Here is a 21,845-nt window from a genome sequence, read left to right as displayed (position 1 = left end):
CATTGTAGCTAAGGCGTGCATCAGTGTCAATTCGATAAAAAGATAAATTTCTGTGAACGGGCATCTAAAAAACCCTGATAAATCAACACTTGTGTCGTTTTGTTCTTTTTGCTACCGTTTCCACTGTGACGCACTCTATTGACAAATCTCACAATCTGTTATATGGGGCTTTGTACCTAGTTTGCATAATTCACGGAAATCCCTTGCTATTACTGGGGTTTTCGGTGTTGCCTACGACCAACATTTCCAATGAAAGTCGGCCGGTCCGAGGCAAAAGCCCCGCCGGCCGTCAGAATTCGCTATTTTGTTGTCATTCGCCCGCACCGAACGGTTCCGGTCCGTCTTGGGCGATTCCGAAGTGGTATTTGATCGCCTGTACTATTCGCTCCGAAGCGTGCCCGTCCCCGTAAGGATTAGCGGCCTGGCTCATGCGAGCGTACAGCTCATCATCGGTCAGCAGCGCTTTTGTGCGTGCGTACACATCCTCTTCCTTGGTGCCAACCAGCTCCAGCGTACCGGCATCGACGCCTTCCGGCCGCTCGGTCGTATCCCGAAGCACCAGGACCGGAACGCCGAAGGACGGAGCTTCTTCCTGCAGGCCGCCCGAATCAGTGAGAATCAGGTGGGTATGCGGATAGAAGTTGTACATGTCCATGACATCAAGCGGATCGATCAGCTGGATGCGTGGATGATGGCCGAGAATCTCGCCCGCCGGCTCACGTACAGCAGGGCTCAGATGGACCGGGTAGACGATCGCAACATCCTCAAACTCGTCAGCAATGCGCTTTACCGCCCGGAAAATCTGACGATGCGGCTCCCCTTGCGATTCGCGGCGATGCGCGGTCATCAGGATGAGGCGCTTGCCCTTCGCCCAATCGAGCATGGGGTGCGTATACCCTTCACGGACCATGTAGCTCGGTACGTCCGTGATGGTATTGCCCGTAATAAACACGCGATCTTGCGGCTTGTTTTCCTTAAGCAGATTGCCCGCCGACCACGAGGTCGGGGCAAAGTGCAAATCCGCGAGAACACCGGTCAGCTGCCGGTTCATCTCCTCCGGGTAGGGAGACAGCTTGTTCCAGGTGCGCAGGCCCGCTTCCACGTGCCCCACCTGAATCTGCTGCAGAAATGCGGCGTAGCTCGCGAGGAAGGTTGTGATCGTGTCCCCATGGACAAGCACAAGATCCGGCTTTGCTTCGGCCAGCACCGGCTGAAGTCCTTGAATGACCCGCACCGTCAATTCTTCCAGCGACTGCCGGTCTTTCATGACGTTCAGGTCATAATCGGCCTGAATGGCGAAAGTCTCCATCACCTGATCCAACATCTGCCGATGCTGGGCGGTGAGGCATACCACTGACTCGATTTCCTCCGGATGGCGCTCCAGCTCAAGCACGAGCGGGGCCATCTTGATGGCCTCGGGTCTCGTTCCGAAGACCGTCATCACTTTCAGTCGCTTCATAGACTCACCTTACCTTATCCATGGAAGCCGGACGCGCAAGGCGTCGGTCCGAAATGGGAAAAAGCCCGCTTCCCCGCCGGGCACCCTATATCGTACGAACGAGAAGCGCTCCGGTTTCATTTTAATCTTTTTATTTGGTTCCAAACAGACGGTCGCCTGCATCCCCAAGACCTGGAATGATGTAGCCGTGATCGTTCAGGTGATCGTCAATCGCCGCTACGTACACGTCCACATCCGGGTGAGCTTCCTCAATCGCCTTGACGCCTTCGGGTGCTGCGATGAGGCACATCAGCTTGATCTGCGTACAGCCGAGTCGCTTCAGCACGTCGATCGCTGCAATCGCGGAGCCGCCGGTTGCCAGCATCGGGTCGATGACGATCAGCTCGCGTTCGGTAACGTCCGTCGGCAGCTTGGTGTAATATTCGACCGGTTGCAGCGTCTCCGGATCACGATAGAGGCCGATATGGCCGACCTTGGCTGCCGGAAGCAGCTTCAGCACGCCGTCTACCATGCCGAGACCGGCACGCAGGATCGGAATCAGGCCCAGCATGCGGCCGGAGATGATCTTCGATTCGGTGGTGGCCACGGGGGTCTTCACCGTAACCGTCTCAAGCGGAATGCTGCGGGTGATCTCATAGGCCATCAAGGTCGCCACTTCATCGACCAGCTCGCGGAAATCCTTGGTCGTCGTGTTTTCGTCACGAATGTACGTCAGTTTGTGTTGAATCAGCGGATGATCGCATACTACTACTTGTCCCATCAGGTTTCCTCCCGAACGGTTTCCCGTTTTTCCTTAAAACTTTGTCCATTATAGCACAACCGATTCATTTAATCTTTTCCAAAACCATGAACGTGTCATTCTTCTTTATGAGCGGAAAATGCAAAAAAAGAGCCGGCGCATCAACCGCTTGGGGGCGGAGTGCGCCGAGCTCTTTGGAACGTGTTAGCAAACCCATGCATGGGCGGATAATGATGAGAAACTCTGAAGTTTGGCCGTCTGCGGCCATCGTCAGAGAACCTTAATAAGCAAGGTCCTTGTACAGCGGGAATTGCTCCGTCAGCTCGCGAACCATGCCGCGCGCCTTGTTCAGAGCCGCCTCATCCGTCGGATTCTTTAGCGTGAGCGCGATGATTTGACCGATCGTTTTCATCGCAGCTTCGTCCATTCCGCGGCTCGTCGCAGCCGGAGTGCCGATGCGGATGCCGCTCGTCACGTTCGGGCTCGTCGGGTCAAACGGAATGGCATTCTTGTTGACGGTCACGCCGACTTCGTCGAGCAGGCGCTCGGCGGCTTTGCCCGTGATGTTGATGCTGCGGAGGTCGACGAGCATCAGGTGGTTGTCGGTTCCCCCGGAGACGATGGTCAAGCCTTCCGCGATCAATTCCTCAGCCAGCACCTTGGCGTTCTTGACGACCTGTTCGGCATACGTCTTGAAGTCCGGCTTCAGCACTTCGCCGAAGGATGCAGCCTTGCCGGCAATGACATGCTCCAGCGGGCCGCCCTGGGTTCCCGGGAAGACGGCTTTGTCGATCGGCTGCGCCCACGCCTTGCGCGTGAGGATCATCCCGCCGCGCGGACCGCGCAGCGTCTTGTGGGTGGTCGTGGTCACAAACTGGGCGTGCGGGACCGGGCTCGGGTGGACGCCGGCGGCGACGAGGCCCGCAATGTGGGCCATGTCGACCATGAAGAGGGCGCCGACATCCTGCGCGATGGACGCGAACGCTTCGAAGTCGATGGTGCGCGGGTAGGCGCTCGCGCCGGCTACGATCAGCCGCGGACGATGCTTGAAGGCCGCCTTGCGGACTTCGTCATAGTCGATGCGGAAGTTGTCCTCGCGGACCCCGTAGGCCGCGAAGTTGTACAGCAGGCCGGAGGCGTTGACCGGGCTGCCGTGCGTCAGATGGCCGCCGTGGGCGAGGTTCATGCCGAGCACCGTCTCACCGGGCTTCAAGGCGGCGAGGTAGACGGCAAGGTTTGCTTGCGCGCCGGAGTGCGGCTGAACGTTGGCATGCTCGGCGCCGAAGATTTCCTTGGCGCGGTCGCGGGCGATGTCCTCGACGATGTCGACAAACTCACAGCCGCCATAGTACCGCTTGCCTGGGTACCCTTCCGCATATTTGTTGGTCAGCACGGACCCCATCGCTTCGAGTACGGCCGGGCTGACGAAGTTTTCGGAAGCGATCAGCTCAATGTTGTTCTTCTGACGGTTCAGTTCCTTCCCCATCGCTGCGAGAAGCTCCGGGTCCTGCTTGCGCAAATGTTCCATGTCCATCCTCCCAATGATTTGGATAATGTGTCAGGCGCGTCTCCCTTGCTCAAAAAGAACTAGAGCCAGAAAGCACACCCGTATGATAACCGTGCCGGGCAAGAGATGCCCGGTCACTGGAACTTCCCCATTTCGAACCTGGCGCGGGCGACCGCGCCTGCGGTTACGTGCAAGAGCCGAGCTCGCGAGCCGCCGCCGGGTCGTAGACCGCGCGCGGGCCGCCGATCAGCTTCGGGCGGCTGTACGCCATCGTCACTGCGGCTTCGCCGATCCGCTTCACAGTCGGACGAACCGGCACGGCGACGGGCTTCAGATGCATGCCGATGAGCGTTGACCCGATGTCGATCCCGGCATCGGCCCGCACCGCTTCCAGGACGACCGGCGCGCTCGCCATCTGGTAGGCATACGCGGCGAGAGAGCCGCCCGCGTGGGCGACCGGGATGACCGAGACCGGTTCCCATGCCGGATAGTGCGCGAGCCATTCGCGTTCCGCCACGAGCGCGCGGTTCAGGTGCTCGCAGCATTGGAACACCGGGCGGATGCCCTTCTTCTGCCGCACGCGCTGAACCCCTTCCCAGAGGCCGCGCGCGATGACCAAGCTGCCGGCGGAGCCGATTCGCTGACCGGCCACCTCGCTCGTGCTGGCCCCGATGACCACGAGGCTGCCGACGGCTAGACCGCCCGCCTCCACCAGCTCCAGCAGGGCTTGCTCCACAAGATCGGCAAGCTCGTCCGAAGACAGCGCCGCCTCCCGTTGTTCGCTCATATCGATTCGTCCCCTTCCCTACGCTCTTCACTCACCCTTCAACCGACTTCACCTTCGGGTAAGATCAGGGATGGAGAGCCGCCGAGTTCTCCAGCTGCATAACCTTGGCGATCCGTCCTTGATGCCGTTCTCCCTGCGAGAAATCGGTCGACAGCCAGACGCGGAGAATCTCCTCGGCAAGCCCCGGGCCGACCACGCGCTCGCCAATGGCCAGCACGTTTGAGTCGTTATGCTCCCTCGTCGCTTTGGCGGAAAAGAGGTCGTGCACAAGTGCACAGCGGATGCCGGGAACCTTGTTCGCTGCAATGGTCATTCCAATGCCGGTTCCGCAGATCAGCACCCCCTTGTCGGCTGCTCCTGCCGTCACTTTGCCGCAGACGGCAGCGGCATAATCGGGATAATCGACAGAATCCGGTCCGTTGCTGCCGAGGTCGATGACCTCATGCCCCAGGCTCTTGACCACCTCCGCTAGCTTGTTCTTCAGTTCGTAGCCGGCGTGGTCGGCCCCCATTGCAATCTTCATGTCTAACGCTTCCCCTTTCAATCAAGGGCATGCTTACAAACACGCCCAGTTCTGCGTCCTATTATACCCCGAATCGCCTCCTCTTGGCACGAGATGCCCTGATAAAGGTTGGGGTGTCCGCCGATAAGAGAAGGCGATCCCCGGTGGCATGGCAACAAAAAAAGAGCACACTCACGCACAAAACATGCGCAAGCGTTGCTCTCGCCCAGGCGGCCGGCCGTTCTCCGAAGCTTCCCTGTGGATATCCACTCGAGCCGCCAGTCACTTCGGAGCTGCATACGTTGTCTCTATCGTAGCGGGATCGACGCCTTTTGTAAAGGCCATCACCGCTTCAACTTTCTTCCTGCTTCAGCCTCTCGATTAACCGCGCAAGGGCGCCCTCGATATCGCGCGCACAGATGCGGTAATCTTCCAGCGTCCCTCCGAACGGATCCGAGATGTCCTGTTCCTGTACGAGGCTTTCCAGAAACCGCACCCTTCCTCTCTCCGCTTCAGACAGGTGCTGCCCGAGTGAATGCTTCGTAACGAGCTCGACCAGTTCCCGATCCGCCCCTTCCTCCTCGCGTTCACAACCCGCATACTCCAGAAGGGTAAAAATCTTCCCCTGCGCCGACGGAAACCGAGACAGCACCTGGTTCTTGTGCCGGGCCGTCATCGTCAGAATCAGGTCCGCCTCCGTGACGAGCGATTCTCGGACCGGCTGCGAGTGAAGCCTTTCTCTCACGCCCTTGTCGGCAAGCACTCGCTGGGAGTGGGAGGAGATGGAGCTTCCTTCCATGGCGGCGACTCCCGCCGACTTCACCTCAATAGACAGGCCGGCTTCCAGAGCCATCTTGCGCAAAAGCCCCTCGGCCATCGGACTGCGGCATGTGTTGCCGGTGCAGACGAACAGTATGGTTTTTCCCATGAAAGTGTCTCCTTTCCGAAGAAATCGGGTGATTTCTCCATTATACCCTATTCGGAGACCGTTAGGGAAACGGGAGCTTGAGGAGATTTTCGCCTCTTTCTCATGAGAACTAGCCAGAAGGTTCCTTGTTCGGCTATCGTCAGAGGATTGCGCTCGAAGGAGTTCGACTGGCGGTCGAATGTGCACCTAGATGCTAGAACAAAAAACGGAGCCCGAACGTGAGCAGGATGAACCCCCCGAACGCTTCTCCATAGCTGCCTACCCATTCGCCCACTCGCCGTCCGAGCAAGAGCCCAGAGATCGACATCAATCCGCCGAAGGCGCCAAAGAGCAGCACCGTCAGGATGAGGTCCGTGGCGAACATGCCCAGCGAAACCCCGACGGAGAACGAATCGATGCTCACCGACAGCGCAAACAGCAGCATGCCCCAGGTGGAGCGATAGCCAGCGGTTTGAGGCCGGTCGGGCTTGAGCGAGTTGTAGATCATATGAGCCCCGAGCAGGACAAGCAGGACGCCTCCTGCGGCCGTCGCCAGACTACCGAGCAGCTCCCCCAGATAATGGCCCGTGAAGATTCCAATCAACGGCATCACCACATGGAAGATCGCGATGATCACGCTCAGCTTGAGCACATCAAGCAGCCGGATTCCGCGAAGCCCGATCCCGATTCCGAGCGAAAAAGCGTCCAGCCCGAGGGCGAACGCCATCAAAATGAGCGTGACCCATTCTCCCCACTGCACGGTGTTCATGATCCACTCCCCTTTAAGACCGAAGCTAGTCCTGAGACGACGCGAGCACGGCGCTCATCATCGGCATTTGAGCGGGAGCCGCTAAGGGTCCATCCACCATGCGCCAAGAGCTCGTCAGTCTCTTGGTACAAGACTATGCGCTGCTAAGAGGAAACATGTCCTTCGGGCTCGCGTAAAGGGGAACTTGCATAAAAGCATATAAAAAAGCGAGATGACGTCTCTTCTCTCAACAGAAGAGGTGTCTCTCGCAGATAAACTCAAAGCTCATGCGGAACCCCCTGGCCCATGGCCGGGAAGTTCATTCACCCGGATTCGTCGGGTCGTCCAGCCGAATGACCCGACCGCCCGCCGCCTTGCGCAGCCGGTTCATGACCGCTGCACCGATGCCCGCCTCATCCACGGCCTCGGCCAGAATGAACGTAACCCCCGCCTCGTCGAAGCGGCGGAGCGCATCATAGAGGCCGCGGGCGAACGTCTGCGGCTCGGCTTCCCGGCCGAACACGACGACGGCATCGGCCGCAGGATAACGGGCGGCGCGTTCCTCCGCCGCCAGCACGCCGGTGCGCTCGCCCTGCGCCTTACGGCGGGCGAGCTCGGCATTGATCCACGCGGTGCGGGCTCCCTCCTCACGTGCGGTGACGAGCGTGAGGGCGCCCTTCGGCGCGTAGTGCTTGTACTTCACGCCCGGGGATTTCGGCGCTTCCGTTTCGGGAGCGGCGGCCCCTGGGGGCTGGTTGGCGGAAGCGGCGGTCAGGGGGTCCGCCCCGGCGTTCATCTCGCCCGCGACCGTGACGGCGATGCCGGGCAGCGCGCGGCGAAGGTCCTCGGCACTCACACCGCCGGGGCGCAGGATGTGGACGCCCGCCGTTCCCGCCTCGACGACCGTCGACTCGACGCCGACGCCGGTCGCACCGCCGTCGACCACTCCGGCGATGGCGCCGGACAGGTCGTCCAGCACGTGCTCGGCGCGCGTCGGGCTCGGCCGCCCGGACCGATTGGCGCTCGGCGCGGCCAGCGGGCGACCCGACGCCCGGATGAGCGCAAGCGCAACCGGGTCGTCGGGCATGCGCACGCCGACCGTGGAGAGCCCGGCGGTTACGCGAGGCGAGACAGCGCCCGGCATGACCGGCAGGATCAGCGTGAGCGGGCCGGGCCAAAACGCATCCATGAGCCGTTTCGACAGCTCGTTCGGCTCTGCGGTCAGCCCCACCAGTTGCTCGCGGTCGGCGATATGCACGATCAGCGGGTTATCCGCCGGCCGTCCCTTGGCCGCGAATACCCGCTCCACCGCTTCCGTATTTCCCGCATCCGCCCCAAGCCCGTAGACCGTCTCGGTCGGAAACGCCACCGGCTCGCCTTGCCGGAGCTTGTCCGCGGCCTCACGGATCGCGGGATGCCCCGGATCGACTTGGACCGGGTCGACTTGCCACCTCTTCGTCATGTGTCATTCCCCATTTTTATCTCAGACGGGCAGGGCCCGCCCCTGTTGTTCAGGTTTACGCGGAGTTTCCATCGGGCCAAGAACCGCCCGAAACCACTGTTGCCCATTATAGCGCGACTTCCCCATTACTGTCACGGGAGCGAGTCCCGTTACCCTTCGGACGGAACCGGGATAGAACCCTGGCGGAGTCTCTTTGCCCCTTCCTTCTTCTAAGAGAACAGCCCCTTGACCCAGCGGAAGAACGATTTCAGCATCTCCCAGAGGAAGAACTTCGCCTTCGGCGCTTCCTCGGCCTTCTGGTCCTCTCCCTGATCGGCACTCGCGCTCTTGTCCAGCTTGCCGTTCTCGGCCTTGTCCTTCTCGGCGCCTTTCTTTGAGGCGTCACTCGCCGCGGCTCCAGCCTTCCCTTCGCCAGCAGCAGCTTTCTTGTCGTCCGCTTCCTTTTTGGTGAGTACGGCCTGTTTCAGCTCGGCCCCGTCCTCTTCCTTGGCTACCGCGTCGGCGAAGCAGAGCGGCGGGAACAGCACGCACCACCAGTTCTGGCCTTCTCCCCGGCCGAGCGTGATGCGCAGTGCTTCATATTCTCCTGCCCCGTAGAGCTTGGACCCGAACATTTTCTCCGGAAATTCCACCTGCCCCAGCTCCACGGAATATCCGTACGAAAAGCCCCGCGTCTCCAGAAGGCGCCCCACCAGCTCTTCTAGCTCGGGAAGATGGGAGCGAATGGCGGCTCGCGCGCCTGCCAAGTCCGTCGGCGAGGATGCCCACCCGTTCAGTTGGGCCTCAATGCGGTCGCGGATGACGCGCTTGATCGCCTGATCTGCAATCGTGTCCGAGTTGGCGATGATGCGGATGCGAATCGACTCTCCCGGAATGCCCGACTGACCGAGGGCTCCTGCTTTTTGCGTCTGCCACTGCAGAAGCAGCATCAGCAAGGAGAAACAGAGCAGTGCCGCAACCCGACCGTTCATTCGCTTGACCATCCTCATCACGCCCGCTTTCTTCGTTCATAGCCTCAGTATCGCCAGCGGGCAACTCTCGTAAACGTGCAACTCTATGAAAATTACTATGAAAATCGTGAAGCTCGATTCAAGGCGAGATTCAGGTCAAGTAGGTCAGGTAATTGCCGTGGAGCGGATGCGCATGCATGCCTTAAGCAATGCGAATTCACCCGCAAATTGTGTTATGATTTGACCGAGTAGATGCCCGAACGGAGGCTTAGCGCGTGCACTGGTATAAAACCTTTTTCGCAAATATCGCGATCCTGCTTACGTTGACGTATCTCGCCAGCCTGTTCAACAAGTACCTCCTGCAGGGAATCAGCCGCAGAAATCAGAGCCTGCTCTTCATTTTTGCCGCCATTCTCGGCGGGTGGGTGTCGATGTTCTTTGGACTGCCGCTTGCGGAGGATGTGCTCTTCGACCTTCGGTTCGTTCCGCTCATCATCGCGCCCATGTTCGTGAATTCGTCCTCCTGCTATCTTTTGATCGGAGCCGGCATTGGACTCTCCCGCCTGACCTTCTCGCCGACGGCTGCGGCTTCTTGGGTCGGCCTTTTGAATATGGTCATTCTGGGTCTCGTTGCGGCCGCCTTGCACGAGGTGCTGAAATCGCGGTCCTATTCTTCCCTGCAAAAGAACCTCATCTTCCTGTTTGTGATAAACGTCCTTAACGTGGTGGTGATAACCGCGTTCGGCGTCATCCCGGCGTGGGAGTATTTGACGCACATCGCTCCGCTGACCTTTCCGATGAGCATCCTGCTGAGTCTGTTCTTCTCCTTGCTCGTACGGGATTTTCAAATGGATTCCCGCCGTCAGGTAAACCTCCGCGAGGCGAACCGGGAACTGGCGGTCCAATATGAGATTTCACAGCAGCAGACGGCGGAGCTCGAGGAGACCACGGCGGCCCTGGAGGAGCACACTCGCATGCTGCAGCTGAGCAACCAATACAAGAGTGAGTTTCTCGCCAATATGTCCCATGAGCTGCGCACCCCGTTGAACAGCATGCTGATCCTCTCGCAGCTGCTCGCAGAGAATCGGAACAAAACGCTGCCGCCCGAAGAGGTCAGCTATGCCGAGATGATCCATTCGTCCGGCAAGGACCTGCTTCGTCTGATTAACGACATCCTCGACTTCTCCAAGGTAGAGGCAGGCAGACTTGAGCTCATCCGGGAGCCGGTCAACCTGAATGAGCTTCCCAGCATCCTCGAGCGCACCTTTCATCCGCTCGCCCAGCAGAAGGAGCTGGCCTTTCAGATCCAGCTTGATTCGGGGCTTCCCGATATCATCGGAACAGACGGTCAGCGGCTGCACCAGATCTTGACCAACCTTCTTTCGAATGCGTTTAAGTTTACGGAAAAGGGAATGGTCACCCTTTCCCTTCGCCGCTGTGAGCAAAATGAGGTGGTGGAGGCCTTCCGCCTGCAAACGGAACGGATGCCGGAAGGACTTCCGGACCTCAGCGCCTTCGGTGCATTATTCGAGCCGATCCAGAATTGGGGTCGCCTGCCCGAAGGAGGCCGCTTGCTGCCGCTCTCGTCAGCGGCGGGTGCAGCTGCGAAGAGCAGCCTTCCGCTGGAAGAGCCGGGTGCTGCGGAATCAACTGGTACAGGTCCCCCGCCGGCAGACCGCGAGGCTTCCAGGCAAGCCGCATCCGAATGGCTGGCTTTCACCGTGGAAGATACGGGCATCGGCATCCCGAAGGAAAAGCACTCCTTCGTCTTTGAAGCCTTCCGCCAGGCAGACGGCACGACGAGCCGGAAGTATGGCGGTACGGGCCTCGGCCTGTCCATCTCGCGCGAATTCGCGAAGCTGCTCGGCGGCTTCATTCAGTTGGACAGCGAGGTGGGCTGCGGGAGCCGCTTCACGCTGTATTTGCCCTATTCCCCCGAGCCGAAGGGGGATTGAGCGAGGGCAAGTGAGTTTCTTTTATCGCTACCAAAACAAGAAGAGCTTCTCCCTTGATAAGACCGCGGGATCGCGGCCAAGGGGAAGCTCTTTTCGTTTGCTCTCATTGTTCGATTCGGTTATCCGGTTCCCGCCACCACATGGCGGGGGATGCCCGCATAATCGACGATCTGCTCGGTCCACTCGAAGCGGCCGGTGGAGCGGAGAAGCGCCTCCACCGCATCCGCCTGGCCCTGGCCCAGCTCGAAGCCCACGAGGCGCGGAACCGCCGCGAGCTGGTCAAGCTGTTCAACCATCCGCCGATAGGGAATAAGGCCGTCCGGACCGCCGTCCAGCGCGAGATGCGGCTCATGATCGCGCACCTCGCGCATGAGGCCGGAGATATCGGCGGACGGAATGTACGGCGGATTGGAGACGAGAATATCCGGCGCGAGCCCGGCTTCCGCGAGCGGCGCCAGCAGGTCGCCCTGCAGCCAGCGAATGCGGTCGGCTGCGCCGTGATGAGCCGCATTCTCGCGGGCGACTGCCAGGGCGTCCGGCGACAAGTCGACGGCCGCGAGCTGCCACGCCGGGCACAGCGTCGCCAGCGTGACCACGATGGCTCCGCTGCCGGTGCCGATGTCGGCGGCAAGCGGAGCCCCTTCGGGCCACAAGCGGCCGCCGTGGCGAGCGATGGCCTCGACAAGCAGCTCCGTCTCCGGCCGCGGGATGAGCACCGCCGGACTCACCTGGAAGGAGAGCCCGTAAAATTCCTGCTCGCCGGTGATGTACTGCAGCGGTTCTCCGGCCGCGCGGCGTGCAAGCCGCGCCTGCCATTTCTCCTCCGCTGCCGTCGGGAACGGCTCGGGGAAGCGCCACAGCAGCTCGGCATCGGGAACACCGAGCTGCAGGGCGAGGAGGCGGCGGACGCTCACCTCTGCTTCTTCGACTCCCGCCGCCCGTAAAAAAGAGGAAGCCTGCACATAGGCTTCCCGAATGGTTTTTGCTGTTGCTTCTGGAGTCATGAGGGCTCCTCCTATCTATCTATCAAGCCAACCGGCTTATTGAGCTTTTTCGAGCAGCTCCGCTTGGGCGGCCACCGTCAGCGATCCGATGATCTCACCCAGATCACCGTTCAGCACGGTATCCAGCCGATGCAGCGTGAGGCCGATGCGGTGATCGGTTACGCGGCTCTGCGGGAAGTTGTACGTGCGGATGCGTTCGCTTCGGTCTCCCGTGCCCACCTTGCTCTTCCGCTCGTCGGCGTATTTCGCCTGTTCCTCTTGCAGGAACTTGTCGTAGATGCGGGCGCGCAGCACCTGCAGCGCCTTCTCCTTGTTGGAGTTCTGCGACTTGCCATCCTGACAGGTCGCCACGATGCCCGTCGGAACGTGCGTAACGCGCACCGCCGACTTTGTCGTGTTGACGGACTGTCCGCCCGCGCCGCTCGAACAGAAGGTATCGACGCGGATGTCGCTCTCCTTGATGTCGATCTCGACTTCCTCGGCTTCCGGAATCACCGCAACCGTCGAGGTGGAGGTATGAATCCGGCCGCCTGATTCGGTAACGGGAATCCGTTGAACACGGTGAGCCCCGCTCTCGTATTTCAGCTTGCTGTAAGCCCCTTTGCCGCTGATCATGAACACGACTTCCTTGAAGCCGCCGAGGTCGTTTACGCTCGTATCGAGTATCTCGACCTTCCAGCCCTGCGTGTCCGCGTAGCGGGTATACATGCGGTACAGGTCGCCTGCGAAGAGTGCCGCTTCATCGCCGCCAGCCGCCCCCCGGATTTCGACGATCACGTTCTTGTCGTCGTTCGGGTCCTTCGGCAGCATGAGCACGGTGAGGCGCTCCTCCAGCTCTTCCTTGCGCGTGCTGAGCTCATCAATTTCAAGCTTCACCATCTCGCGCATCTCATCGTCCAGCTTTTCATTTTGCATCGCCTTGGCCGCATCCAGCTCCGAGACCACGCTCTCGTATTCTTTGTAGGCGTCGTACGCTTCCTGCAGATCGGATTGCTCCTTGGAGTACTCCCTCAGCTTGGCCGAGTCGTTCGCCACATCCGGATCGCACAGGAGCTCGCTCAATTTGTCATAGCGGTCTGCCAACGCTTGCAGACGGTCCAGCATGATGGTTCCCTTCCTTTCCTATTCGGATCCTTTGGCTGATCTATGCAATAACGATCACATCGGTCCCGCTCTCCTCGCCTGGTTTCCTTCTACACGTTAAAACGGAAGTGCATGACGTCGCCGTCTGCCACAACATACTCCTTGCCTTCAAGCCGCAGCTGCCCCTTCTCCCGAGCTGCTGCCATCGAACCGGCCGTCACCAGGTCGTCATACGAGACCACCTCGGCGCGAATGAAGCCGCGCTCGAAATCGGTATGAATGACCCCGGCGGCTTGCGGAGCTTTCGTTCCCTGCTGAATGGTCCAGGCGCGAACCTCTTGAACCCCCGCCGTGAAATACGTATACAACCCGAGGAGCTTGTAGGCGGCACGGATCAACCGGTTAAGTCCCGATTCCGTAAGGCCCAGCTCCTCCAGGAACATCTCTTTGTCCTCGCCCTCCAGCTCGGCGATCTCCGACTCCACCTTCGCGCTGATCGGAACGACCTCTGCGCCTTCGGCAGCGGCGTATTCGCGTACCGTTTGCACGTACGGGTTCTCGTCAGCATTGGCTGCTTCCGCTTCGCTTACGTTCGCGGCATAGACGATCTTCTTCAGTGTGAGCAGCGGCATGTCGCGAATGAGCAGGCGCTCTTCGTCCGACATCTCGACGCTGCGTGCTGGTTTATCTTCATAGAGCGCGTCCTTGATGCGCTCCAGCAGTTCGACTTCAGCGGCGTACTTCTTGTCTCCGCCCTTCATATTCTTGCGCGTGCGGTCGATGCGCTTCTCTACCGACTCCAGGTCAGCCAGAATCAGCTCGAGGTTGATCGTCTCGATGTCGCTGATCGGGTCCACCTTGCCGGAGACGTGGGTGATGTTCTCGTCGACGAAGCAGCGAACGACATGCACGATCGCGTCTACCTCGCGAATGTGGGCAAGAAACTTGTTGCCAAGGCCTTCCCCTTTGCTCGCGCCCTTGACGAGTCCGGCGATATCGACAAATTCAAACGCCGTCGGAACGATGCGGTTCGGGGTCACGACCTTTGCCAGTCCCGCAAGCCGTTCATCCGGAACTTCAACCACGCCGACATTCGGATCAATGGTGCAGAACGGGTAATTGGCCGATTCAGCTCCTGCCTGGGTAATCGCGTTAAAGAGGGTGGACTTGCCAACGTTCGGCAAACCGACAATGCCTGCTTTCAATGCCATCTATAGAACACTCCTTGTCATCTGGAAGAGTACATCCTTATTATTATACAGAAAAAGCCGATAAAAGGATAGGGGAGCCACGGCGGTTTGAGAACCTTTGTCAAATGAGTGTAATTCTTGCCCTGATTTTCTGAATGAACTATAATTTAGGTGGATTAGAGGGGGAACGTATGACCACGTCCAGGACTCATATCGAAATGTTCGTTCCTTGGTGCTCGACCCTATAGGAAAGTCCTCCTGTTTCGGGAGGACTTTTGTGTCGATTTAACCCCCTCAAGAATCGGGCATTCCTTAAAAACGCAACACCCTCCAATCCGCCACCATGTCCGTTTGGGCATGGAATGCTTTTCGGCTGTCCGGCCAAGAATTTGTGCATTTGGAGAGGTGTGTGCGGCTATGCGCATATTGATTGCGGACGACCATGAAATCCTGCTGCTGGGTCTATGTCAATTGATGAAGACGGAGTCGGACATGGACGTGATCGGTACGGCGAAGAACGGCAAGGAAGCCTTGGAAAAGACGATCGAGCTCGTTCCGGACATCGTGATCATGGATATTCATATGCCGGTGATGGACGGTTTGACGGCGACCCGAATGATCAAGGAGACCCTTCCTCAGGTGGAGGTCCTCATCTTCACTGCTCTCGACGGGCCGGATGACCTTCGAAAGATTCTCGAATCCGGCGCCTCCGGCTACCTGCTCAAAACTTACGGCGACAATGACCTGTTTACCGCCATTCGGTCGGTCTATGCCCGTTCTCCCTATCTATACCCCCATGCCATGAAGCATATGATTCGCACAACTCCTCCCTTGACCGTTCCGGGTCCGGCGGCGGCCCCTCCTTCGTTCACGGCGGCCAAATCTACGCTGACCCCTCGGGAACAGCAGGTCCTTTTCTTGATTGCCAAGGGACATTCCAACCGTGATATCGCCGAGGTGTTGAGCATTTCCGTCAAGACCGTCGAAGCCTTCAAAAGCAAGATTATGAACAAGCTGCACCTGTATACTCGTCCAGCACTTGTGGACTACGCGGAGAAGGCGGGGTACTTTTTGAAATGACCCGATTGGAAAAGCACCGGAGCTTATGCTTCGGTGCTTTTTTCCATCCTTACCATCCCCTTGCTCCGAATCCCCCTCCTTACGACCTATCGAACTCTTACGGGTTATCCCCCTATCCTTACTCCCTTTCTCTGTTCTACGTAGGAACTTTCCCTAATTGAAAGGGATTATCGATCATGAAATAATTCCCTATAATGCATAATTCGACATAACACTGTTATGGAGGATAAATGAGGGGAGGGACTTATGACGTTCAGAGGTAAGGAAGGCCTAGCTCGTCTATTCCGAACGAAGAACCATTCGAAGGGGCAAGCTTCCCAACGGTCAGTAACCCAAGCACCCGCAAAACGCGACAAAACCAATTGGAGGAATGCTCGAATGAAGGTGAAAATCCAAACCCGATTGACCCTTGCTTTTCTCGCTGTGCTTATTCTCCCGAGTGCCGCCATCGGTTGGGCTTCCTACAACAAAGCCGCTTCTGCGGTGACCAGTCAGATTCAGTCCAACACCGAGCAAAACGTCTCCTACGTGAATCGGCAAATTACCGACCTGCTTAAAACCAGCTTGACCGACATGGACTACTTAGGCAAATCCGTAAATGGCTCCATGGCTCAAGGGGGCAATAGTCCTGAAATTCGCAAGGTGCTGGACGCCTACAAAGCCGTTCACGCTCAGTATGACTCTGTGTTTTATGCCAACCCCTCTGGGCTGATGATTCAGTCCCCCAATAAAGCCCTTGATGGGGATTACGATCCAACGAAGCGGCCGTGGTTCTCCAACGCAAGCGACAACAAAGGGAAAGCGGTCGTGTCCGACCCAATCGTATCGAAGGACGGCACCGGCAAGATTCTCGTTCATACATCCAAGGCGACGGATGACGGCTCCGGTGTCATCGGCGGAGGCCTTGACCTGACCTATCTGTCGCAGGTCGTCAACTCCTACAAGATTGGGGAATACGGGTACGTCTTTATCGTCGATGCCCAGCATAATTATTTGATTCACCCGACGAGAGAGATCGGCTCCAAGAACGAACAGACGTATATCGACGATATTTACAAAGTGGACAAGGGCACCATTTCCTATAACGTGGACGGAAAAGACAAGCGAGCTGTCTTCGCCACAAACCCGGAAACGGGCTGGAAGATCGTCGGGACCATCGAGGTGTCTGAGATCAAGGCAGCTTCCCAAGACATTCTCTACACGACGCTTGAGGTGCTGTTGATCGCTATCGTGCTGGGCGTTATTGTCATCATCCTGATCACCCGTTCCATTACCACACCGCTCAAGCGGGTAAATGCCGCTACGAAGCGCATCGCGGACGGAGACCTTACGGAAGACGTGGTCGTCGCTTCCCGCGACGAGTTGGGTGAGCTGTCCAGCTCGGTCAATGAAATGATGCACAAGCTGCGCGAGTTGATCGGCGGAGTGGTTCACTCCTCGCAAAACGTAGCGGCTGCCTCCCAGCAAATCTCCGCAACGACCGAGGAGATTGCCTCCGGAAGCACCGAGCAGGCCAACGCCGCCCTCAATATGCAGGAGCTGTTCCGCGAGTTGACGGATGCGATCAACAACGTAGCCCAAAACGCGGAGGAAGCTGCCGACCTGGCGGCGCAATCGACGAAGATCGCGGGAACGGGCGGCGTCAAGATCACCCAATCCATCGAGAGCATGAACCACGTCAATCGCCAGATGAACCATCTGGAGGAAGACTCGCAGCGCATCGGGGAAATCATCGAGGTCATCGACGACATCGCCGATCAGACGAACCTGCTCGCCTTGAACGCAGCCATCGAGGCGGCGCGTGCCGGCGAACAAGGCCGCGGCTTCGCGGTTGTTGCCGATGAGGTGCGCAAGCTTGCTGAACGCAGCAGCGACGCCACGAAGCAGATCACGACGATTATCAAAGGCATGCAGGAAAATACCCGCAAGAGCGTCCAAGCCGTTTCGAGCGGCATGAAGCAATCCGAGGAGACCGGAACGGCATTCGAGGAGATCATCCAGAAGATCCGCGAGACCGCGCACAAGGTCGATGAGATCGCCGCAGCTTGCGAGGAACAGGCGGCTCAGACGGGCGAGGTCCTGCAAGCGATCGAAAGCATCTCTTCCGCGAGCCAGCAATCGGCGGCTGCATCGGAGGAGACGGCCGCTACCTCGCAATCACTCGCCCAGCTGGCAGACGGATTGAATGAAGCCGTCTCTGTCTTCAAGGTGAATTAAAGAAAGAGGTGGCCCTATGCCCGAACCGGGAACCGAGCAATACATTGAATTCATGGTTCAAGACGAGCAATACGCCATCTCGATTCATGACATTTTTGAAATCATCAAGATGCAGACGATCACGCCCCTGCCGAATGCAACTCACTACGTCCGGGGCGTCATCAACCTGCGCGGCAGCATCGTGCCGGTCCTCAGCCTGCGGAGCCTCTTCTCGCTGGAAGAAGCCGCCTATACGAAAGCAACCCGGATCGTCGTCGTTCACCACCACGAAGAAACCGTCGGCATCATCGTCGACCGGGTCAACAAGGTGACCACCTTTTCCGATATTCAGTCCCCTCCAGAACAGGTGGGCGACCGGGACGGCGTGCTCTTTACCGGCATCGGCATTGCGCCGCACGGGCTGATCGGCATTTTGAAGCTGGAGCAGGTCCTGCTTCATGAGCAGGGGTGACCGAATGTGAATGCGGATTATCAAGCCGCCTTTTTAGAGGAGCTGGAAGAACTGTTGCTCGTCATGGATCACGACGTGCTGAAGCTGGAGCAGGAGGCCGATTCTGAGCCGATTGTGCAGAGCCTGTTTCGCATCGCCCATACCATTAAGGGTTCATCGGCCGTCATGGGCTATGAGGAGATCATGCTCCTCACCCATGCGCTCGAGAGCTTGCTCGAACGTGTTCGGAATAAAACACTTGCCGTTTCGATCGACCTGATCGATCTTCTGTTTCGTGCGATGGACGGGCTGAAGCATGCGCGGGATCAACTGGTTCTGGGGGTTCCCTGTCCCGTTGACCTCGCCCTGCTGATGGGAGAGTTGAGCGCCTTTTCCTCTGCTCTACCCCCTGTCCCCCGTCGCACCCAGGTGCAAGCCGCTCCGCCGGAGCTGGGAAAGAAGGTGCAGGAAGCCCGCGATCAGGGCTTCCAGGTTCACTGGATTTCCCTATCGATCGCAGCAGAATGCCTCATCAAGGGGGCCCGTGCGTTCCTCATCAGCTCTCGGCTGAAGGAATGGGGAGACATTCTTGTCGCCAATCCCGATCTGGATGAGATTGATGAGCTTTCCCAAGGGGAACTGGAGATCCGCTTCCTCTACGCCGGAGGCCAAACCTTGGAAAGCCTCGAAGCGCTGCTGCTGTCGCTGACGGAAGTCGTTCGATTGAAGATTGATCCCTATGAAGAACCGGAATCCGGGACAGACCCTTCCTTCCAGGAAGAATATCCGTCAGCGGTGAGGCCGTCTCCCTCCCCTGCGGCGGGGAAAAACCAGTCGGTTCGGGTAAACGTGGAGCGCCTGGAGCATCTGATGAACCTGGTCGGTGAGCTGGTTATCGACCAGACCCGCATCGCTCAGATCAAGCGGCAGCAAAAAAAGGAGGTCATCCACGAAACCGTGGAGGACCTCGAACAAGTATCGGATCACCTTACCCGCATCATCACGGACTTGCAGGAGTGCGTCATGAAGGCACGGATGTTCCCGATCGATCAGCTGTTCAGTCGCTTTCCTCGCATGGTGCGCGATCTTGCTCGCTCCCTCGGTAAGGAGGTCCGCCTCATCATGGACGGGAAGGACACCGACCTGGACCGTACCTTGATCGAGGAGATCGCCGATCCTCTCGTTCATCTGGTCCGCAATGCCGTCGATCACGGGATCGAGCTGCCGGACGCTCGCGAGAAAGCCGGCAAGGACCGCAAGGGAACCTTGCGGCTGCAAGCGGCCCACGAGGACAACCAGGTGGTGCTCACGCTGGAGGATGACGGAACCGGTATCGATCCCGAACGGATGAGGCAATCGGCCGTAGCCAAACAGCTTCTCAGCCGAGAGGAAGCCGCCCTGCTTTCGGATTACGAGGCGATTCGCCTGATCTTCCGGCCCGGCTTCTCCACAGCGTCCCGGGTCAGCGACATCTCCGGGCGCGGGGTCGGGATGGACATTGTCCGAAGTCACATCGAGAAGCTGAACGGTATGATCGACATTGAGACTCGCTGGGGACAAGGGACGCGCTTCAAAATCAAGCTCCCCCTCACGCTTGCGATCATCGTCGGCCTCCTGGTCAAGCTCGGCTCCGAGACGTTTATCATTCCGATGAGCAACATCGCGGAGATTGTGCGCGTCGAGCCGAAGGAAATCAAAACCATCAAGGGACAGCCGGTGCTTCTGCTTCGGAACCAGGTGATCCCGGTGGCCTGCATTCACGAACAGCTCCAGGTGGAGAAAGGCGATTGGACGCGGAAGCACATCCCGCTCGTGATCGTCGGCTCCGCCGAAAGAAGGCTTGCGCTCGCCGTGGACGAGCTGCTCGGCAACCAGGAGATCGTGATCAAGTCGCTCGGCCATTATGTCGGCAAGGTTCCGGGCATAGCAGGCGCTACGATCCTGGGCGACGGCAAGGTTGCCTTCATCCTGGATATCTCCAGCATCTTTACCTTAGCCGAGGGCCGCCATTCTGGAGGCGGCTTCGAGAAGTAACCAAACGGGGTGGGGCGATAATCGCCTCACCCCGTTGTGCGTATTCGAGTGTGCAGAGGGTCGATAAGCCGCGCCTACCCCCGGCTCTCCGTTGAAGCAGGCGGAAGGATCGCTGGGCAGACACGGTTTCGCCCGCGCTCCTTGGCCTGGTAAAGCGCTTTGTCCGCCTTTTGCAGCAAGTCCGCAAGCGAATCCCCAACCGTTTGAACCGTAGCAAGCCCAAAGCTTGAGGTGACCGTGATCTCCTCTTCCTCCCATGGAAGGGGGGAATGTGCCAGGTCGGTTCGAATCGCTTCCGCTATACCGAAGGCTCCGGACAGGCTGGTCCGGGGAAGAGCACAGACCAGCTCCTCTCCTCCATAGCGGGCAAATAAGGCCGCCTCCGGAAGGTGCCTCTGGCAGATCTGGACGACATGCACGAGAGCCTGATCCCCGGCAAAATGGCCGTACGTGTCATTCACCAGCTTAAAATGGTCGATGTCCAGCAGGAAAAGGGAGAAGCCCTTTCCTTCATAGAGACAGGCTTGATAGAGCTGTTCCGCCTGCTCCAAAAAGAAGGTTCGGCTCAAGATCCGGGTCAGGCCGTCATGGGTAGCCAAATACCGAAGCCGCTCTTCGCTCACCGCGGCTTCGGTAACATCGAGCAGGGTCATCATGCGGCCGATCGCGTCGCCCCTGCGATTGAGAACAGGCGCCACGTACACTTCGTAATGCCGGATATCTTCCTGCTGCTCCCAGCGAATGCGCTGCCCGCCATCGAGCTCGGAGGAGGCAAGGCGGGTGAGCAGATTTCGCCCGCCGGCTTCCATCTCCTTAAGCTTATCCAGGGTAAAGCCAAGATGGGGCGTGCACAGGACGGGAACAATCCGCTGGGCCGCCCGATTGTAGTCGACAAGCCGATCAAGCGGGTCGAGCACAATGACGCCGTCCCGCATGCTTTCAAAGATAAAATCTCGCGCAATGGGCGCGATGTCGATCATGCCGGTCGTCTTCATCGCCCAAATGTAGCAGGCGGAGGTCAGGGTGAGAACAAAGGGAACGGGGTCCATTCCGTAGGGAGTGGCCCCTATCATATAGAGGAAGGCCGAAGCGATCGGCAGCAATTGGCCGATCAGCATGGCGAATACTTGCTTGCGGTAGACCGGCGTCTTCCGCCACTGGCCAATCAGAATCAAGGAAGCCAACAAGAGGCAGCCAAAGGTGTAACAGCCTTGGACCACATACCAGTTTCCTACGACGACATCGGCTGTCTTGTAAGGGGCTCCTTCCCGCCAGTAGATAGAGCGGTAGAAGAGGTGGTGCCAGGAATTGGTCAGCAGCAGGATGAGGGACAGGGAAGGAATGATGAACAGGCTGGCGATCACCTTCCGCTTCAGCCACCGCTCCATGGCGGTGTAGTGAAGGACGGCCAGCAAGGACAGCGGAGGACAAAAGGCGATTCCGATGTACTCCACTCCGATCCAGCCCATGACCTCGGGGAGCGTCTGGCTCACAAGCTCCATGGCAAAGCCAAATATGTAGATGGATGCCGTTATGGATACTCCAAAAAAGGCCCATTTCCCTGTGAAATGGGTTTTGATCGTTCCGACATAAACGCCCATGAGGAGGTTGAGGACCCCCGATATCGACACAAGGGTGAGGAGGACGATGGTGATGGAATTCAACGGCTTTGGGCTCCTCTCGGTCGCGATGGAGGAATTCTCGTGAAACCCCCTTATTATATCATGGACCGACAGGCTTGTATGCGGCTTCTGCTACGGCATATCCTTGACGCATAAGCGGTTTAAGCTC

At 58.6% G+C, this 21,845-nt stretch carries 18 protein-coding genes and 1 riboswitch; of the genes, 5 read left to right on the top strand and 13 right to left on the bottom strand.

Features of this window, described 5'->3' with window-relative positions; all coding sequences use genetic code 11:
* Window positions 1-310: 310 nt before the first annotated feature.
* The 9 genes from wecB to spoIIR all read right to left on the bottom strand — a co-directional run bounded on the left by wecB (window position 311) and on the right by spoIIR (window position 9,082).
* Window positions 311-1,459 (bottom strand): non-hydrolyzing UDP-N-acetylglucosamine 2-epimerase, encoded by a 1,149-nt coding sequence (wecB, locus tag AAFN83_RS17450; RefSeq protein WP_347771673.1) that lies wholly within the window; start codon window positions 1,457-1,459, stop codon window positions 311-313.
* Between the two features lie 130 nt (window positions 1,460-1,589).
* Window positions 1,590-2,219: a uracil phosphoribosyltransferase gene (gene upp, locus AAFN83_RS17445; protein WP_347771671.1), complete on the bottom strand. Its 630-nt coding sequence runs from the start codon at window positions 2,217-2,219 to the stop codon at window positions 1,590-1,592.
* A gap of 259 nt (window positions 2,220-2,478) precedes the next feature.
* Window positions 2,479-3,726, bottom strand: coding sequence for a serine hydroxymethyltransferase (locus AAFN83_RS17440; RefSeq protein WP_347771669.1), 1,248 nt, complete (start codon window positions 3,724-3,726; stop codon window positions 2,479-2,481).
* Between the two features lie 163 nt (window positions 3,727-3,889).
* A complete protein-coding gene (locus AAFN83_RS17435; RefSeq protein ID WP_347771667.1) occupies window positions 3,890-4,492 on the bottom strand; it encodes a TIGR01440 family protein in 603 nt (200 codons plus the stop codon).
* A gap of 64 nt (window positions 4,493-4,556) precedes the next feature.
* On the bottom strand, window positions 4,557-5,015 hold the full coding sequence (rpiB, locus tag AAFN83_RS17430) for a ribose 5-phosphate isomerase B (RefSeq protein ID WP_347771665.1): 459 nt from the start codon (window positions 5,013-5,015) through the stop codon (window positions 4,557-4,559).
* A 196-nt stretch (window positions 5,016-5,211) separates the two neighbouring features.
* A riboswitch (ZMP/ZTP riboswitch) is annotated at window positions 5,212-5,290 on the bottom strand.
* Between the two features lie 56 nt (window positions 5,291-5,346).
* Window positions 5,347-5,922: a low molecular weight protein arginine phosphatase gene (locus tag AAFN83_RS17425; protein ID WP_347771663.1), complete on the bottom strand. Its 576-nt coding sequence runs from the start codon at window positions 5,920-5,922 to the stop codon at window positions 5,347-5,349.
* 193 nt (window positions 5,923-6,115) lie between these two features.
* Window positions 6,116-6,670: a manganese efflux pump MntP gene (locus tag AAFN83_RS17420; RefSeq protein WP_347771661.1), complete on the bottom strand. Its 555-nt coding sequence runs from the start codon at window positions 6,668-6,670 to the stop codon at window positions 6,116-6,118.
* 298 nt (window positions 6,671-6,968) lie between these two features.
* Window positions 6,969-8,111, bottom strand: coding sequence for an L-threonylcarbamoyladenylate synthase (locus tag AAFN83_RS17415; protein WP_347771659.1), 1,143 nt, complete (start codon window positions 8,109-8,111; stop codon window positions 6,969-6,971).
* Window positions 8,112-8,320: 209 nt separating this feature from the next.
* The gene (gene spoIIR, locus AAFN83_RS17410; RefSeq protein WP_347771657.1) at window positions 8,321-9,082 is read right to left on the bottom strand and encodes a stage II sporulation protein R; all 762 of its coding nucleotides are present in this window, start codon (window positions 9,080-9,082) and stop codon (window positions 8,321-8,323) included.
* A 254-nt stretch (window positions 9,083-9,336) separates the two neighbouring features.
* Between spoIIR and AAFN83_RS17405 the strand changes: the two genes are divergently transcribed.
* Window positions 9,337-11,016 carry a sensor histidine kinase gene (locus AAFN83_RS17405; RefSeq protein ID WP_347771655.1) on the top strand — a complete coding sequence of 560 codons (1,680 nt, stop codon included), beginning with the start codon at window positions 9,337-9,339 and terminating at the stop codon, window positions 11,014-11,016.
* 119 nt (window positions 11,017-11,135) lie between these two features.
* On the opposite strand, the gene prmC is transcribed toward AAFN83_RS17405, so the two are convergent.
* The 3 genes from prmC to ychF form a co-directional block, all read right to left on the bottom strand.
* Window positions 11,136-12,020, bottom strand: coding sequence for a peptide chain release factor N(5)-glutamine methyltransferase (gene prmC / locus AAFN83_RS17400; RefSeq protein ID WP_347771653.1), 885 nt, complete (start codon window positions 12,018-12,020; stop codon window positions 11,136-11,138).
* Window positions 12,021-12,056: 36 nt separating this feature from the next.
* Window positions 12,057-13,124: a peptide chain release factor 1 gene (gene prfA, locus AAFN83_RS17395; protein WP_347771651.1), complete on the bottom strand. Its 1,068-nt coding sequence runs from the start codon at window positions 13,122-13,124 to the stop codon at window positions 12,057-12,059.
* An 89-nt stretch (window positions 13,125-13,213) separates the two neighbouring features.
* Entirely contained in the window at window positions 13,214-14,314 is a 1,101-nt protein-coding gene (gene ychF / locus AAFN83_RS17390; RefSeq protein ID WP_347771649.1) for a redox-regulated ATPase YchF, read from the bottom strand.
* A 396-nt stretch (window positions 14,315-14,710) separates the two neighbouring features.
* Between ychF and AAFN83_RS17385 the strand changes: the two genes are divergently transcribed.
* From AAFN83_RS17385 to AAFN83_RS17370, 4 genes are all read left to right on the top strand, one after another.
* Window positions 14,711-15,373 carry a response regulator transcription factor gene (locus AAFN83_RS17385; RefSeq protein ID WP_347771647.1) on the top strand — a complete coding sequence of 221 codons (663 nt, stop codon included), beginning with the start codon at window positions 14,711-14,713 and terminating at the stop codon, window positions 15,371-15,373.
* A 378-nt stretch (window positions 15,374-15,751) separates the two neighbouring features.
* Entirely contained in the window at window positions 15,752-17,590 is a 1,839-nt protein-coding gene (locus tag AAFN83_RS17380) for a methyl-accepting chemotaxis protein (RefSeq protein ID WP_347771645.1), read from the top strand.
* A 16-nt stretch (window positions 17,591-17,606) separates the two neighbouring features.
* Entirely contained in the window at window positions 17,607-18,041 is a 435-nt protein-coding gene (locus AAFN83_RS17375) for a chemotaxis protein CheW (protein ID WP_347771643.1), read from the top strand.
* Between the two features lie 6 nt (window positions 18,042-18,047).
* Window positions 18,048-20,054 carry a chemotaxis protein CheW gene (locus tag AAFN83_RS17370; protein WP_347771641.1) on the top strand — a complete coding sequence of 669 codons (2,007 nt, stop codon included), beginning with the start codon at window positions 18,048-18,050 and terminating at the stop codon, window positions 20,052-20,054.
* A 74-nt stretch (window positions 20,055-20,128) separates the two neighbouring features.
* On the opposite strand, the gene AAFN83_RS17365 is transcribed toward AAFN83_RS17370, so the two are convergent.
* Complete coding sequence (locus tag AAFN83_RS17365) at window positions 20,129-21,718, bottom strand: histidine kinase N-terminal 7TM domain-containing diguanylate cyclase (protein ID WP_347771639.1); 1,590 nt, start codon at window positions 21,716-21,718, stop codon at window positions 20,129-20,131.
* Window positions 21,719-21,845: the final 127 nt, after the last annotated feature.

Origin of the sequence: Gorillibacterium sp. CAU 1737, from assembly GCF_039888655.1 — a bacterium.
GTDB lineage: Bacteria > Bacillota > Bacilli > Paenibacillales > NBRC-103111 > Gorillibacterium.
Note: the sequence above shows the minus strand (reverse complement) of the source record. Positions and strands in the feature narration are given on the sequence as shown.

What these genes read in the sequence shown, in the direction of transcription:
- wecB (WP_347771673.1), bottom strand. Translation starts at nt 1,459, where the DNA reads ATGAAGCGACTGAAAGTGATGACGGTCTTCGGAACGAGACCCGAGGCC.
- upp (WP_347771671.1), bottom strand. Translation starts at nt 2,219, where the DNA reads ATGGGACAAGTAGTAGTATGCGATCATCCGCTGATTCAACACAAACTG.
- AAFN83_RS17440 (WP_347771669.1), bottom strand. Translation starts at nt 3,726, where the DNA reads ATGGAACATTTGCGCAAGCAGGACCCGGAGCTTCTCGCAGCGATGGGG.
- AAFN83_RS17435 (WP_347771667.1), bottom strand. Translation starts at nt 4,492, where the DNA reads ATGAGCGAACAACGGGAGGCGGCGCTGTCTTCGGACGAGCTTGCCGAT.
- rpiB (WP_347771665.1), bottom strand. Translation starts at nt 5,015, where the DNA reads ATGAAGATTGCAATGGGGGCCGACCACGCCGGCTACGAACTGAAGAAC.
- AAFN83_RS17425 (WP_347771663.1), bottom strand. Translation starts at nt 5,922, where the DNA reads ATGGGAAAAACCATACTGTTCGTCTGCACCGGCAACACATGCCGCAGT.
- AAFN83_RS17420 (WP_347771661.1), bottom strand. Translation starts at nt 6,670, where the DNA reads ATGAACACCGTGCAGTGGGGAGAATGGGTCACGCTCATTTTGATGGCG.
- AAFN83_RS17415 (WP_347771659.1), bottom strand. Translation starts at nt 8,111, where the DNA reads ATGACGAAGAGGTGGCAAGTCGACCCGGTCCAAGTCGATCCGGGGCAT.
- spoIIR (WP_347771657.1), bottom strand. Translation starts at nt 9,082, where the DNA reads ATGAACGGTCGGGTTGCGGCACTGCTCTGTTTCTCCTTGCTGATGCTG.
- prmC (WP_347771653.1), bottom strand. Translation starts at nt 12,020, where the DNA reads ATGACTCCAGAAGCAACAGCAAAAACCATTCGGGAAGCCTATGTGCAG.
- prfA (WP_347771651.1), bottom strand. Translation starts at nt 13,124, where the DNA reads ATGCTGGACCGTCTGCAAGCGTTGGCAGACCGCTATGACAAATTGAGC.
- ychF (WP_347771649.1), bottom strand. Translation starts at nt 14,314, where the DNA reads ATGGCATTGAAAGCAGGCATTGTCGGTTTGCCGAACGTTGGCAAGTCC.
- AAFN83_RS17385 (WP_347771647.1), top strand. Translation starts at nt 14,711, where the DNA reads ATGCGCATATTGATTGCGGACGACCATGAAATCCTGCTGCTGGGTCTA.
- AAFN83_RS17380 (WP_347771645.1), top strand. Translation starts at nt 15,752, where the DNA reads ATGAAGGTGAAAATCCAAACCCGATTGACCCTTGCTTTTCTCGCTGTG.
- AAFN83_RS17375 (WP_347771643.1), top strand. Translation starts at nt 17,607, where the DNA reads ATGCCCGAACCGGGAACCGAGCAATACATTGAATTCATGGTTCAAGAC.